Below are 13,143 nucleotides of genomic sequence, written 5' to 3'. Positions count from 1 at the left end.
CCATGTCACGCAAGTCTTCCATCGCAGCCACCGAGGGCATAGTCGATCATGCATCGGCACACGTGTTCGATCTGGAAAGTCGACTGGACGCAGACCATCATCAATCGATACGTTTGTGGCTGCGCATGCTGTCCTGTACCGTGCTGATGGAAGACCGGATCCGGTCACGGCTTCGGAACGAGTTCGGGATCACGCTTCCGCGCTTCGACCTCATGGCGCAACTGGAACGTCATCCGGAGGGTCTGCGCATGGGGGAGCTTTCCAAACGGATGATGGTCACCGGAGGCAATATCACCGGCATCACCGATCAGCTTGAACGCGAGAAGCTGGTGATGCGCGTGCCCGATGCAGACGATCGCCGCGCTTACAGCGTCAAGTTGACCGAGGCGGGACGGAAGGCATTCGAACGCATGGCATCGGTGCACGAAGCCTGGGTCGAAGACATGCTGGGCGGTTTGTCGGTGACCGAGAAAAACAAACTGATTGAACTACTCTCAAAACTAAAACATCACCTGAACGGTCCTGCGACCGGCGACGAGGAATGACAATGCACTATTTACGCGGAGAACCGCAGCAGCTGCCCGGCAATCGCAAGCCGCTTGCCGCTTACGAGGCGAAAAACTTTCTGTTTGAGGTGAAAGAAGGCGTGGCCACGCTGACTTTGAACCGGCCCGAGCGCAAGAATCCCTTGACCTTTGAATCTTATGCGGAGTTGCGCGATCTGTTTCGCACGCTCTCCCATGCGGACGATGTGCATGCGGTTGTCATGACAGGAGCGGGAGATAATTTCTGCTCTGGCGGCGATGTTCATGAAATCATCGGTCCGCTCACTAAACTGGATATGCCCGGCCTGCTTGCCTTTACACGCATGACGGGTGATGTGGTGAAAGCGATGCGGGCATGTCCCCAGCCGGTGATTGCCGCGGTCGATGGCATCTGCGCCGGTGCAGGGGCGATTCTCGCCATGGCGTCCGACATACGCTTTGGGACGGCGCGAAGCAAGACCGCGTTTCTGTTTACGCGGGTAGGATTGGCCGGTTGCGATATGGGTGCCTGCGCGATCCTGCCACGCATCATCGGACACGGGCGTGCATCGGAACTTCTCTATTCCGGGCGCAGTATGGGCGGCGAGGAAGCCGAACGTTGGGGGTTTTTCAACCGACTGATCGCTCCGGAAACCTTGCTCGGCGAGGCACAGGACTTTGCGACGGAACTGGTGCGCGGTCCCACCTTTGCGCATGGCATGACCAAGAAAATGCTGCATCAGGAATGGAACATGGGAATAGACGAAGCGATCGATGCCGAAGCCCAGGCCCAGGCCGTTTGCATGGCAACCAACGATTTTCACCGCGCCTACCATGCGTTTGTCGGGAAGCGGAAACCGGGGTTTGAAGGCGATTAGGATATGACAATGAAAATTCTGCAACCACCGGACTGGATGCGTCCAAAGGGCTACACGAACGGTATTGCCGCGCGAGGGACCATGGTGTTCGTGAGCGGCATGGTGGGATGGGACAAGGAATGCCGGTTCCGCAGCACCGATATTGTGGAGCAGGTGCGATACGCATTGCAGAACGTGGTCGACGTCCTGCGTGAAGCGGATGCGCGTCCGGAACATATCGTGCGCATGACCTGGTATGTCGTCGACAAGACGGAATACGTCAATGCGTACAAAGGGATAGGCGACGTTTACCGAGAGATTATCGGAAGGCATTACCCGACCATGACGGCGGTGCAGGTGGAAGCACTGGTCGAAGATCAGGCCAGGGTTGAAATCGAAGTGACCGCCGTGGTGCCGGATGATGCGCATCGCGAAGGCGTCATGCAGCGGTCATAAGCTTTTCTCTCGATTGAAAGCCGGTGCTTGCTATTCCTTGTAATAGACGACCTGATGGGTGGCCGCCAGCAATGCACCGTCGGCGCTCCACACTTCTGCACTTTGGTCGAAGAAGCCTTTTCCGAAATGCAGTCCGCGTGCTATGCCCAATAGCGATGAACTACCCTGTGCGCTCAATTGCGCGGCGTCGGCATGGAAGTAGGTGGTGAGTGCCACCGTACCGATGGGCACCCACGTGCGGCGGCGCACGAAGATGCGCGGAAAGAAGGCGTCGGAGATCGCGGACAAGGACAGGAAGTCCAGTGGGCGGGGCGGCTCGTCGCGTATCCACAGGCGACTTTGCGATGGATAGCCGTCGGTATCGGGCGTGTCCAGCCCGCCGTCGATAAAGCGCATGTCATAGCAGGAAGTCCAGGCTGCGCGTGGGATGGCCGGTGCCGGCTTTATGCCATCGGCAGGCGGCACTTCCGGAAAGTTGGCGTCGGTAGCGCTCCAGGTATCGCGCCGGACCGCGGTAACGGCGGTCCCGAATGCGGCGACTTCGTCGGCCTGAATCAGTTCGATGAACCAGTGCTGGGTGCTGCGATTGGTCCGCACGGCCTTTGCATGAACGGTGAAGTCTCCATCAGCGATAGGCGCTGCGTAATGTACGGTAAGCGAAAGCGGATCGCCAAGAAGGGCGGGGTGGCTCATCACGGCGTTGAGCAGGGTCGCGCCGATCACGCCGCCAAAAGGCCCGACCATGTTCCCGTATGCGGGACTGGTGTGGCCGGTGTAGGTATCGTCGTCGCGTTTTGCGAGCGCAATGGCGGCGTCAAATACATGCTTTGACGGTTTTGGCATATCCATATCGGTCCTTGGCAGATAGAATGAAAAAAATTTCTGGATCCCATTCTAATGGTGAAGACAGATGCATGCAGGAGGGCATGCTCGGCCATGCTGGGAGCGGCGCAGAAGTGAATTGGAACTGCCAAAGTGAGAGGACGGTTTGCAACGCATTGCTAAGAGGCTACTCCTCAGTCCTATAATGAGCGGCAATTAATTTTGTGGCGGGAGATCCGATTGCGGACAGTCGTTCTAGGCGGGTATGGAAATTTTGGCGCACGCATTTGTCGGGCGCTCGGTCGTTGCGCCGATATCGACCTTGTCATTGCCGGGCGCGACAAGGAACGGGCGGAAATGTTTGCCGCGGAGTTGGGTGCGCGAACGCGCGGCGCTCGAATAGACATAAGCTGCCCCGATCTGGCGCAACAACTGCGTTCATTGGGTGCGGAGTTAGTGATACACACCGCCGGGCCATTTCAGCAGCAAGGATACGAGGTACCGCTTGCCGTCGCTGCCGCTGGCGCACACTATATCGATCTTGCCGATGGTCGGCGCTTCGTATGTGATTTCCCTCGCAAACTGGATACCGCATTTCGCCGACAAGATAAAACGGCGATCACCGGAGCCAGCACCGTACCTGCTTTGTCCACCGCCGTGGTTGATGAGTTGACCAAAGGATGGCAGGGAATTCAAACGATAAACTTTTGTATTGCACCGGCGCAGTCGGCACCACGTGGAGTAACGACGCTCGCCGCCATACTGAATTACTGTGGTGCTCCGATTGAAGTATGGGAAAACGGCAGATGGCAGACGCGCTACGGTTGGGCCGCACCCGCGCGGGTTGAGTTTTTGCGCTTGCGTCCGCGCCTTGGATCGCTCTGTGACATTCCCGATCTGGAGCTCTTGCCTGAGCGTTACCCAGGCGTGCAGAATGTGATGTTTCGCGCGGCTCTGGAAATAGGCTTGACCCAGCGTGCGCTTGCATTCGTCGCGGGATTTCGGCGCGCCCGACTTGTGCGACGGCCGGAACGCTATGCGAAACTATTCCATCGCGTAGCCAACGGATTGAACGGTTTTGGTTCGTCCTTGGGCGGCATGGCCGTTAGCGTTTCCGGACGCGGCGCTAACGGTGAGTCGACACGCTGCGAATGGCATATCGCCGCTGATGACGACCACGGTCCCGAGATTCCCTGCATGGCCGCCATTCTTCTGGCCGAACGCCTCGCATGCGGCGAACTGAACTTACCCGGCGCCCATACCAGTATGGGAACGCTGGCATTAGCCGATTTCGAACCTGAATTCGCGCGCTGGAATATGATTACGGATATTGTGCCGGGAGTTAATGCGCATGGTGCATGATCGTTTTGAATTCGATATACCTGCTTCATCGGACGTAGTATTCGACGCGTTTCATTATCACTGCTGGCGCTTCCGATGGGACTCGCTGGTACAGGACGTTAGAGTGATAGATGGCGCGCCTTGTCCCTATGTCGGCGCTGAAACAGAAAATGCCGGCGGCGGCTGGGTTCGCGGTTTATCAATGCGTACCAGGTTTGTGTCCTTTGATCGCCCGCGGGTCGCCGCAGCCACCATGATCGGACATTCGTTTCCCTTTACGAGTTGGGCTGCGTCAATGAAACATCGACCTGTCGGGATCAATCGCTCGATCATGATTTACACCTATACCTTTCGGGCCGGCCCCCGTTACTTATCTTGGCTGCTGGAGCCAATCGTCAAGCGAATATTCGACTGGCAAACACGCCGGCGTTTTCTACGGATGCAGCGATTTCTCGCGAAACACTCAGGCGAAGTAGTGCAGTGGCAGAAATTTTCGGTCTAACAAATACGAGACCAAAGATACTAAGGCACGGCAAATAAAGTATCGAGAAACAGAGTTATTTCATTCCGGTAGCCGCTTTGCGGCGATGACTGAAGTCAATCGCGCCCGCGAATTTCTGTCTTGAGAACCCCGGCTGAGCGGCCCTGGATTCCATCGTCTTGAGCAAGAAATTATGCCGCGCTGATCTCGATCGCCACCTTTCCAAACTGCCTGCCCGATTCAAGATGGTCCAGCGCCGCATGAATCTCATCCAGTTCATAGCGCGATGACACAACAGGGCGCAACGATGTGTGCTTCACAAAGCTCAGCAGATCGGCAAACTCGCTGAAATTTCCGAGTGTCGAACCGAGTATCTCAAGCTGCCGGATGAATACCCGGCGCAGATCCGCAGGCGGCTGGTCGCCGCTCGTTGCTCCGCATGTGACCAGGCGTCCTCCGCGAACCAGGGATTTCAGCGCACTGGACCACACTGCCTGACCGACGTTTTCGATAACCACATCCACGCCGCGCCCCGATGTCAGTTCCATCACTGTCTTGGATACATCCTGCGACGCGCTGTTGATTGCATGATCGGCACCCACCGACAACGCGCGTTTAAGCTTTTCATCATCACGCGACGTGACGATGGTTCTGGCGCCGGTCATCTTGGTTAACTGTAAAGCGGCAAGCGATACGCCGCCGCCGATGCCGAAGATGAGCACCGTTTCCCAAGGCTTGACGCGGGCCTTGCTGAACAACATCCGCCATGCGGTCAGATAGGTGACGCCCAGTGTTGCAGCCTCGGAGAAATCCAGCGCGTCAGGCATGGGAAATACATTAGATGCGGGTAAGGCGACATATTCTGCAAGCGTGCCGTCGCAGTGCTCGCCAAGGTAGCGTACCGACCGGCAAAGAACGATGTCTCCGCGTTGGCAAAATTCGCATCTGCCGCAACAGGTGGCCGGATGAATCACGACGCGCTGGCCGGGATGCAGATTGCGTTCCCCGGCATCGGTTTCCTCGACCATGCCCGCGCCGTCGAGTCCCATGATTTGAGGCAGGCTATGCGTAATGCCGGCGCCGCTGTCCCGCATGTACAAGTCCACCCGGTTAAGCGTCGCTGTATGCATACGCACCAGTACCTCGCCCGGACGGCGGATGGGATCAGGGCGCTCGCCAATCTCCACTACTTCGTTGCCACCGTGACCGGTAATATATGCAGCTTTCATGGAAGGCCTCTTTCAGTAAGAGCAAGAGTGGATGCCGACCGCTCTTCAAGCATATACATGGCGGGGTGTGTATTACACGCCCAGATATCTCGCCAGCTCTTGCGGTGTGCCGAGCAAGGCGTTCGATTCGCCTTGCAGCACAACGCGGCCTTTCTCAAGCAGCACCGCCGAATCGGTGTGTTCCAGCACCGCGCGATAATTGCGGTCGACGATCAACGCGCTGATACCGGTTGCGCGTATCGTTGCGATCACGCGCCAGATTTCCTGCACGATCAACGGCGCAAGACCTTCGGTGGCCTCGTCGAGAATCAGGAGGTCGGGGTTGGTCATCAATGCGCGTCCTATCGACAGCATTTGCTGTTCGCCGCCGGACAACTGCTGCCCGCCATGATCCAGTCTTTCCTTCAGGCGCGGAAAAATGTCGAGTACCCTGTCGTAGGTCCAGTCATGCCGGCCCGTTGGTCCCGGGCGGGCGCTCATGAGCAGATTTTCGCGTACCGAGAGATTGGGGAAGATGCCTCGTCCTTCGGGGACATAACCTATTCCCAGCCTTGCCATTTTTTCCGGTGGCTGACCGGTAACAGCCTTGCCTAGCCATGAGACCGAACCGGAGGCGGCGGGAACATATCCCATCAGCGAGCGGATCAAGGTGGTTTTGCCCATGCCGTTTCTGCCGAGCAGACCAACCGTCTTGCCGCGCGGGATATCCAGATCCACGCCATGCAGGATATGGCTGTCGCCGTAGTAGGTGTTGAGTGTTTTTATCTGTAGCACTACAGCCTCGGAATCAATGCTCGCCCAAATAGGCGACCTGCACATCGGGATTGCTGCGGATGGCGGAAGGCACATCGCTGGCGATGACTTCGCCGTTGACCATGACGGTAATGCGATCGGCAACACGAAACACCGCGTCCATGTCATGCTCGACCAGCAGGATGGCATGGGAGCGCTTGAGGTTCTGCAGCAATGCAAGCATGCGCTCGGTTTCTTCCGCACCCATGCCGGCCAGCGGCTCGTCGAGCAGCAGCACCTGCGGCGCGGTGGCCAGACACATGGCGATCTCCAGCTGCCGCTTCTTGCCGTGGCTCATGCTGCCCGCCGGCAGATGGCCGGCATCTCCCAGACCGGCGTCATCGAGCGCGCGGCGCGCAACGGCGGTGCTCTGCTCGCAGCGTCCGGCCGATTCCCATATGGCCCAGGATCGCTGATAGGCTGCCTGCGCGGCCAGGCGGCAATTCTCCAGCACGGTAAAGGTTGGAAAGATTGTGGTGCGTTGATAGCTGCGGCCTATGCCCCAGCGTGCGCGTTTGGGCTGGGATAGATGCGTAATGTCGGTCCCCTTGAGAAGTATCGTCCCGCTCGATACGGCAATTTCTCCGGACAACATGTTGATCAGCGTCGATTTCCCCGCGCCATTGGTCCCGATGACCGCATGCACTTCGCCAGCATGCAGATCCACCGACACGTTATTGACTGCCTTCAGGCCGCCGAAACGTCGGGTGAGGCCGCTCGCCTGAAGCAGTGCTCCGCCTGTCGCGTCGATAGTCATTTATCCGCTCCCTCAGCTTGCTCTTCGGTCGCGGGCCTGCCTGCCGATGCACGTCCGAAGCGCTTACCGAGCGATGACAGGCCGATCAATCCCTTGGGCAAAAGCGCAACGAAGAAAATCATGGTCAGACCCAGCGTCAACTGCCAGCGTGCGGCAAAGTCACCGAATATGGCTTCCGATGAATAAAACTCCTTCAACAGCACGAATGCCATTGCGCCGATCACCGCACCGCGCAGCGAACCGAGGCCGCCGAGAATGATCATCAGCAGCACGGCGCCCGATTCATGCCATGACAGCATTTCTGGATTGACCACGCCGTTCTTTGCCGCCATCAGAAATCCGGCGAGAGCTGCAAGCATGCCGGCAAGCACAAAGGCGGCGAGCTTATACCAGTAAGTCTGGAAGCCGGCCGCCCGCATGCGCTGTTCATTGACGCGAATGCCGGCCAGCGCATGGCCGAAGCGAGAGCGCTGCACCAGCGCGAGCAGGCCGAAGGTGAAGACCAGTGCACCCAGCGCCATGAAATAGAGATGGCGCGCATTGTCCAGGTCGATCAGTGTGGTGGTTCCGAGCGCCAATGCCGGCCGCAGCGTGAGATACATGCCATCACTGCCGCCGCCGATCGGGGTGTCATGAAATACGTAGTAGGCCATCTGCGCAAAGGCCAGCGTGACCATGATGAAATAGACACCCTTGGTGCGCAGGCTGAGCGCTCCGACCACCAGCGCATAGGCGCCTGCGATCAGAATGGCCAACGGAAGCAGCACAAGTATCGAACCGGCTTCCGCTTCGGGCGACGCAAGGCCGGTGACATAGGCCGCGATGCCGAAGAAGGCGGCGTGGCCGAGACTGACAAGACCGGTGGTGCCGACCAGCAATTCCAGGCTGAGTGCGAAGACTGCATAGATGATGATCTTGACCGCCAGGTCCTGAGAATACGATGACAGAAACATCGGCAGGACAGCCAGGATGACGAGGACCGCCAGCGGAGCAAGCCATCCGAAGCGGGGCGTGGCACCCGGCATCACGGCATTGGTTGCGGCAATGGAAGTGCCCATGACTTAGTATCCTTTGCTGCGCAGGCCTTCCGGACGCCAGATCAAAATAATCGCCATCAGCACATAAATGCCGATGCCGCTCAACTGGGCGAAAAAGACTTTGCCGAAGGTATCGACAAAGCCCACCAGCAGCGAAGCGATGAGCGCACCGGATATGGAGCCGATGCCGCCGATCACGACCACGACAAAACATACGATCAGTACATGCCCGCCCATCCCCGGGTATACCGAGGCCATCGGCGCGGCGATCATGCCCGCCAGCGCGGCCAGCGCGACGCCTGCTGCAAACACGATGCGGTACAGCAGGCGAATGTTGATGCCCAGCCCGCGCACCATGTCGCGATTGCTTGCGCCGGCCCGGATCATCATGCCCAGGCGCGTGCGGTTGACGACAAGGTACAGGCCGATCGCAACGACGATGCAGGCGGCGGAGGCAAACAGGTTATAGATTGGATAAGTCATGATGCCGCCCAGCGACACGCCGCCGGACAACCAGTCAGGCGCCTTGACGCCGTGCACGTCGTTGCCGACGAGGATGCTGCGCAACTCTTCGAATACCAGGATTAGCGCATAGGTCATCAGTACCTGCTGCAAGTGATCACGCTGGTACAGGTAACTGAAGAAGATCCACTCAAGGAAGAAGCCGAACAGGGCCGACAAGGCGACGCCGGCCAGCAGCATGGCGATGAAATGATTGCCGAAAAACGGCGCGATGGAAAACGCCAGGTAGGCGCCGATCATGTAAAAGCTGCCGTGCGCCAGATTGATCACGCCCATGATGCCGAAGATCAGCGTCAATCCGCTGGCGACCAGAAAAAGCAGCAAGCCATACTGGATTGAATTCAGGCACTGGACCAGGAACGTCGAAATGTCCATCACACACTTTGCTCGGTGAAAGGGAAGGGAGCGGCTTGCAATACCTTGCGATCCATTGCAAGCCGCGCCAGTACGGTGAGGGTGGGCTTAAAGCTGTTTGCAGCCGCGGGCCGGGTCGGCCAGCGCCTTCATTGCCACGCCTTTGACTTCGTTGTTATTGCCCTTGACCTCGCGCAGGTAGATGTCCTGGATCGGATTGTGCGCCGGCGACAGCGTGAACTTGCCGCGCGGGCTGTCGACTGTTGTGCTACGCATGGCTTGCACCAACTGGTCGCGCTTGCCGATGTCGCCATTGACTGCCTTCAAGCCGCTGGCGAGCAGCTGCGCAGCGTCGTAGCCTTGCACCGCATAGACGTCGGCATTGGTCTTGTAGGCCTTGGCGAAATTAAGGCGGAAGGTATTGTCGCGCGGCGTATTCAGATTGTCCGCATAGTGCAGGGTGGTGATCATGCCTTGTGCGGCCGCGCCTTGCGCTTCAAGAGTGCCGTCGGTGAGGAAGCCCGGACCGTACAGCGGAATCGTCTTGTTCAGTCCGGCCGCGACGTAATCCTTGACGAACTTGACCGCACCGCCGCCGGCAAAGAATGCATACACCGCATCCGGCTTCTGCGAGGCGATTTCTGTCAGCAATGCCTGGTATTCAACGTTCGGGAACGGCAATGTCAGGCTTTGCGTGACCTTGCCGCCGCCCTTTTCAAAGGCTTCCGCGAAGCCCTTGACCGATTCCGTGCCAGCCGCGTAGTTCCAGGTAATCGTCATGGCTTTCTTGTGGCCGCGCTCCGCCGCGACCTTGCCCATCGCGTACGCCGGCTGCCAGTTGGAAAACGAGGTGCGGAAGATGTTCTTGGCGCACATCGCCCCCGTAATGACATCCGCGCCGGCATTCGGGACGATCAGCAGCGTATTGGTTTCACGTGCGACCTTGGCCATGGCAAGCGCGACGCCGGAATGGACGGTGCCGACCAGCACATCAACCTGATCGCGTTTGATCAGTTTGTTGACGTTATCGGTGGCCTTGGCCGGATCGGATTCGTCATCAACCTTGAAGTACTGAATTTCACGTCCACCCAGCTTTCCGCCCTGTTCATTGACGTACAGCTTGAATCCGTTTTCTATCATGTTGCCAAGACTGGCAAAGGTACCGGTGGCGGGCAGCATGAATCCGACCTTGATCGGCGCCTGGGACTGCGCGACGGCAAGCGGTGTGGTCGATAGCGTGGCAACTGCAACAGCGATACTAAGTGTGATGGCTGGCTTGCTGAAATACTTCACGGCTGTCTCCTTATGATGAATGCGGTCAGGTCGAACTGACGATGAATCGAGCGACTTCTTTGATGATCGCTTCGGGCTGGTCCCGGTGCGGAGAGTGTCCGCATTGAGGCACTACCAGCAGGCGAGTCTGCGGCACTTTACGCTGGATGCCGCGAACCTGCTCTAGCGTACCATACTCATCATCTTCGCCTTGCATGGCAAGTACGGGGCAGGAAATCTGCGGCAAATCGTCTTCTATGTTCCAGGCGCGGAAGGCCGGATCGAGCCAGATATTGTTCCAGCCCCAGAACGCGGAATCGGGATCGGCGTGATAGCGCCCCAGCTTCGCCCGCAGGTCGGTGGACAGATAAGTTTCCCGCGCCTGCTCGATGCTGGTGATAGTCAACTCCTCGACAAAGATGTGCGGCGCAGCGACCGCAATTCCGCTCACTGCGTCGGGAAAACGCGCCGCGTAGAGCAGCGCGATCGAGCCGCCGTCGCTATGGCCGAACAGCCACGGCTTGTGTATGTCCAGCGCTGCAAACAGCGCCGGCAGAACTTCATGCGCCTGCGCATGCATGAAACCGACCGGCCAGCGTTCTTCATGCGGGCGCGGCGTGGAATTGCCGTACCCGTAGCGAGAAAAAACCAGCCCGGTCAATCCAGCCGCTTCGCACAGGCGCTGCGGAAAATCTTTCCACAGTGCGATGGAGCCAAGCCCTTCATGCAGGAATACCACAACCGGATAGGCGGATTCCCTGACCCCGACCCACTGATACTCCATATGCAGCGGCTTTTCGCGCCAGACAATTTCAACAAATTCGGTGTGCGGCTGGTGCAATTCGGTCGTCATGCATATCATCCCTGTAAGGCGCGCAGCTTGAAGCGCTGGATCTTGCCGGTCGCGGTCTTCGGCAATTCGGGAACGAATTCTATGTCGCGAGGATACTTGTGCGGCGCGAGTTTCCCTTTGACGAAAGCCTTGAGGTCATCCACCAGTTGCGGCGATCCCGATTGACCTTTGACGAGCACCACATAGGCGGCGGTTTTGATCAAGCCTTCGGCATCGGTTTTGCCGACGACCGCACATTCAAGCACTGATGGATGTTCGATCAGGACGTTTTCGATTTCAATGGGAGAAACATACTGCCCGCTGACTTTGAGCATGTCGTCGCTGCGGCCCGAATAAACATAATAGCCATCGGCGTCCATGGTGTACTTGTCGCCGCTCTTGAGCCATTCGCCGATGAAAGTGGAGCGGGTTTTCTCGCGGTTGCACCAGTACATCAAGGCTGCGCTCGGGCCGCGTATGTACAGGTCGCCGATTTCACCCGGCGCTACCGGCTGGCCTCTGTCGTCGCGCAGTTCAATGTCATAACCAGGTACGGGTTGTCCCGAGCTGCCGTAGCGCACGCTGCCCGCCCTGTTGGAAATGAAAATATGCAGCATTTCGGTCGAACCCAGGCCATCGAGAATGTCGCAGCCGAAATGTTTACGGAAGCGTTCGCCGACTTCGCGCGGCAGCGCTTCCCCAGCCGATGTGCAGATGCGCAGCGCGACATCTTCTTTCCTTGGCAACTCCTCCGATGCAAGCATGGCTACATACAGCGTCGGCACACCGTAGAAAATCGTCGGTTTATATTCCACAAGCCGTTTGAACACGGCTTGCGGTGTGGGCCGTTCGGCCATGAGAATGACCGTCGCCCCAACGCTGAGCGGGAAAGTAAGGTTGTTACCGAGACCATACGCAAAGAAAAGCTTGGCGGCGGAAAACACCGTGTCGTCGCTCCCGATGCCCAGCACCGGCTTGGCATACAGTTCGGCGGTCCAGAACAGGTTTCCGTGCGAATGCACGGTGCCTTTCGGACGGCCGGTAGAGCCGGAGGAATACAGCCAGAAGGCAAAATCGTCGGCATGCGTATTGGCACATGCCGTCATTGCCAGGGGTTCCGCGGCCAGCAGATCGGCCATGTCGAACAAGCCTTGCTCGCCCAAGGTGCTGCCCGACACGACCAGTTCCGGCCGTGCATCGGTTTTTCTAAGCGCTTCCTTGATGCATGACAGCAGTGGTTGAGACAGGAACACGGCCTTTGCGCCGCTATGCTCGATCATGTAGGCATAATCCTCGGCATGCAGCAGGGTATTGACCAGCACCGGAACCGCACCGGCAAAGAGCGCGCCAAGGAATACCACCGGCAGGTCGTTGGTGTCATGCATGACGACAAGAATGCGTTCTTCGCGACGTATGCCGCTGGCAAGCAGCCCAGCGGCGAAGCGGCGTACCCGCTGTTCGAGTTCGCCATAGCTCATCCGCCCGTGGTCGTCGATGTATGCTGTCTTGGCGGCACGTTCCGTATTGAGTTCGAGAAGGTGACGCGCGAAATTGAAGCGTTGTGGTAGCACTGCGGCAGGCTGGCTCATGTTCTCTCTCCATGTGCCGCGATGCAGTCGGCTCGCGGCTTTAATTGCTTGATCGTGATCCTCTATAGCTATCGCAAGTTCATGCTGCGGCGATAAATTGGATCGCGCCTTGCGGCACGTTAACATGGCGCTTCAGCGACGAATCGAGTGGAATGGAAGCGATTTCTACGGTGATTTGGCTAACCAGCCCTTGAAAGCGAGCAACGCCCATTTGGCACCTTTAGTGATTGGTATAAGTGCATGGTAGTAAAGTTTTGCTATCGAATGCTTCTGCGGCG

At 58.1% G+C, this 13,143-nt stretch carries 14 protein-coding genes; 5 read left to right on the top strand and 9 right to left on the bottom strand.

The genetic code is table 11. The annotated features are described in order from the left end of the window. The first annotated feature begins 2 nt into the window (after nt 1-2). Genes D3871_RS30550 through D3871_RS21685 form a run of 3 tightly spaced genes read left to right on the top strand, consistent with a single transcriptional unit; the run spans nt 3 to nt 1,837 of the window. Nucleotides 3-545, top strand: coding sequence for a MarR family winged helix-turn-helix transcriptional regulator (locus D3871_RS30550; protein ID WP_199724856.1), 543 nt, complete (start codon nt 3-5; stop codon nt 543-545). 2 nt (nt 546-547) lie between these two features. Continuing rightward, the gene (locus D3871_RS21690; protein ID WP_119771112.1) at nt 548-1,402 is read left to right on the top strand and encodes an enoyl-CoA hydratase family protein; all 855 of its coding nucleotides are present in this window, start codon (nt 548-550) and stop codon (nt 1,400-1,402) included. A 9-nt stretch (nt 1,403-1,411) separates the two neighbouring features. Next, the gene (locus D3871_RS21685; RefSeq protein ID WP_119771490.1) at nt 1,412-1,837 is read left to right on the top strand and encodes a RidA family protein; all 426 of its coding nucleotides are present in this window, start codon (nt 1,412-1,414) and stop codon (nt 1,835-1,837) included. 30 nt (nt 1,838-1,867) lie between these two features. On the opposite strand, the gene D3871_RS21680 is transcribed toward D3871_RS21685, so the two are convergent. Continuing rightward, nucleotides 1,868-2,680: an acyl-CoA thioesterase gene (locus D3871_RS21680; RefSeq protein ID WP_338016858.1), complete on the bottom strand. Its 813-nt coding sequence runs from the start codon at nt 2,678-2,680 to the stop codon at nt 1,868-1,870. Between the two features lie 219 nt (nt 2,681-2,899). On the opposite strand from D3871_RS21680, the gene D3871_RS21675 reads away from it, so the two are divergent. Both D3871_RS21675 and D3871_RS21670 read left to right on the top strand, forming a co-directional pair. Then, a complete protein-coding gene (locus D3871_RS21675; protein WP_119771110.1) occupies nt 2,900-4,021 on the top strand; it encodes a saccharopine dehydrogenase family protein in 1,122 nt (373 codons plus the stop codon). Beyond that, nucleotides 4,011-4,502: an SRPBCC family protein gene (locus D3871_RS21670; RefSeq protein WP_119771489.1), complete on the top strand. Its 492-nt coding sequence runs from the start codon at nt 4,011-4,013 to the stop codon at nt 4,500-4,502. Before D3871_RS21675 ends, D3871_RS21670 begins: the two co-directional genes overlap by 11 nt. Before the next feature lie 170 nt (nt 4,503-4,672). Here D3871_RS21670 and D3871_RS21665 read toward each other — a convergent pair whose 3' ends face one another. The 8 genes from D3871_RS21665 to D3871_RS21630 all read right to left on the bottom strand — a co-directional run bounded on the left by D3871_RS21665 (nt 4,673) and on the right by D3871_RS21630 (nt 12,865). Next, the gene (locus D3871_RS21665) at nt 4,673-5,710 is read right to left on the bottom strand and encodes a zinc-binding dehydrogenase (protein WP_119771109.1); all 1,038 of its coding nucleotides are present in this window, start codon (nt 5,708-5,710) and stop codon (nt 4,673-4,675) included. Between the two features lie 72 nt (nt 5,711-5,782). Further along, nucleotides 5,783-6,484, bottom strand: a complete 702-nt coding sequence (locus D3871_RS21660) for an ABC transporter ATP-binding protein (protein WP_119771108.1) — start codon at nt 6,482-6,484, stop codon at nt 5,783-5,785. 13 nt (nt 6,485-6,497) lie between these two features. Continuing rightward, entirely contained in the window at nt 6,498-7,259 is a 762-nt protein-coding gene (locus D3871_RS21655; RefSeq protein ID WP_119771107.1) for an ABC transporter ATP-binding protein, read from the bottom strand. After that, nucleotides 7,256-8,317 (bottom strand): branched-chain amino acid ABC transporter permease, encoded by a 1,062-nt coding sequence (locus D3871_RS21650; protein ID WP_119771106.1) that lies wholly within the window; start codon nt 8,315-8,317, stop codon nt 7,256-7,258. The genes D3871_RS21655 and D3871_RS21650 overlap by 4 nt, the downstream gene beginning before the upstream one ends. A gap of 3 nt (nt 8,318-8,320) precedes the next feature. Next, the gene (locus tag D3871_RS21645) at nt 8,321-9,193 is read right to left on the bottom strand and encodes a branched-chain amino acid ABC transporter permease (protein ID WP_119771105.1); all 873 of its coding nucleotides are present in this window, start codon (nt 9,191-9,193) and stop codon (nt 8,321-8,323) included. Nucleotides 9,194-9,280: 87 nt separating this feature from the next. Next, nucleotides 9,281-10,465, bottom strand: a complete 1,185-nt coding sequence (locus tag D3871_RS21640; protein ID WP_119771104.1) for an ABC transporter substrate-binding protein — start codon at nt 10,463-10,465, stop codon at nt 9,281-9,283. A gap of 25 nt (nt 10,466-10,490) precedes the next feature. Next, nucleotides 10,491-11,297 carry an alpha/beta fold hydrolase gene (locus D3871_RS21635; RefSeq protein ID WP_119771488.1) on the bottom strand — a complete coding sequence of 269 codons (807 nt, stop codon included), beginning with the start codon at nt 11,295-11,297 and terminating at the stop codon, nt 10,491-10,493. Between the two features lie 5 nt (nt 11,298-11,302). Next, the gene (locus D3871_RS21630; RefSeq protein ID WP_119771103.1) at nt 11,303-12,865 is read right to left on the bottom strand and encodes a benzoate-CoA ligase family protein; all 1,563 of its coding nucleotides are present in this window, start codon (nt 12,863-12,865) and stop codon (nt 11,303-11,305) included. Nucleotides 12,866-13,143 lie beyond the last annotated feature (278 nt).

It is taken from the genome of Noviherbaspirillum saxi (genome assembly GCF_003591035.1).
GTDB classification, from domain to species: domain Bacteria; phylum Pseudomonadota; class Gammaproteobacteria; order Burkholderiales; family Burkholderiaceae_D; genus Noviherbaspirillum; species Noviherbaspirillum saxi.
The sequence above is the reverse complement of the archived record's forward strand: the minus strand, read 5'-3'. Positions and strand labels throughout refer to the sequence as shown.

Coding starts and splice junctions, on each gene's coding strand:
- D3871_RS30550 (WP_199724856.1), top strand. CDS start 3: ATGTCACGCAAGTCTTCCATCGCAGCCACCGAGGGCATAGTCGATCAT.
- D3871_RS21690 (WP_119771112.1), top strand. CDS start 548: ATGCACTATTTACGCGGAGAACCGCAGCAGCTGCCCGGCAATCGCAAG.
- D3871_RS21685 (WP_119771490.1), top strand. CDS start 1,412: ATGAAAATTCTGCAACCACCGGACTGGATGCGTCCAAAGGGCTACACG.
- D3871_RS21680 (WP_338016858.1), bottom strand. CDS start 2,680: ATGCCAAAACCGTCAAAGCATGTATTTGACGCCGCCATTGCGCTCGCA.
- D3871_RS21670 (WP_119771489.1), top strand. CDS start 4,011: ATGGTGCATGATCGTTTTGAATTCGATATACCTGCTTCATCGGACGTA.
- D3871_RS21665 (WP_119771109.1), bottom strand. CDS start 5,710: ATGAAAGCTGCATATATTACCGGTCACGGTGGCAACGAAGTAGTGGAG.
- D3871_RS21655 (WP_119771107.1), bottom strand. CDS start 7,259: ATGACTATCGACGCGACAGGCGGAGCACTGCTTCAGGCGAGCGGCCTC.
- D3871_RS21650 (WP_119771106.1), bottom strand. CDS start 8,317: ATGGGCACTTCCATTGCCGCAACCAATGCCGTGATGCCGGGTGCCACG.
- D3871_RS21645 (WP_119771105.1), bottom strand. CDS start 9,193: ATGGACATTTCGACGTTCCTGGTCCAGTGCCTGAATTCAATCCAGTAT.
- D3871_RS21635 (WP_119771488.1), bottom strand. CDS start 11,297: ATGACGACCGAATTGCACCAGCCGCACACCGAATTTGTTGAAATTGTC.
- D3871_RS21630 (WP_119771103.1), bottom strand. CDS start 12,865: ATGAGCCAGCCTGCCGCAGTGCTACCACAACGCTTCAATTTCGCGCGT.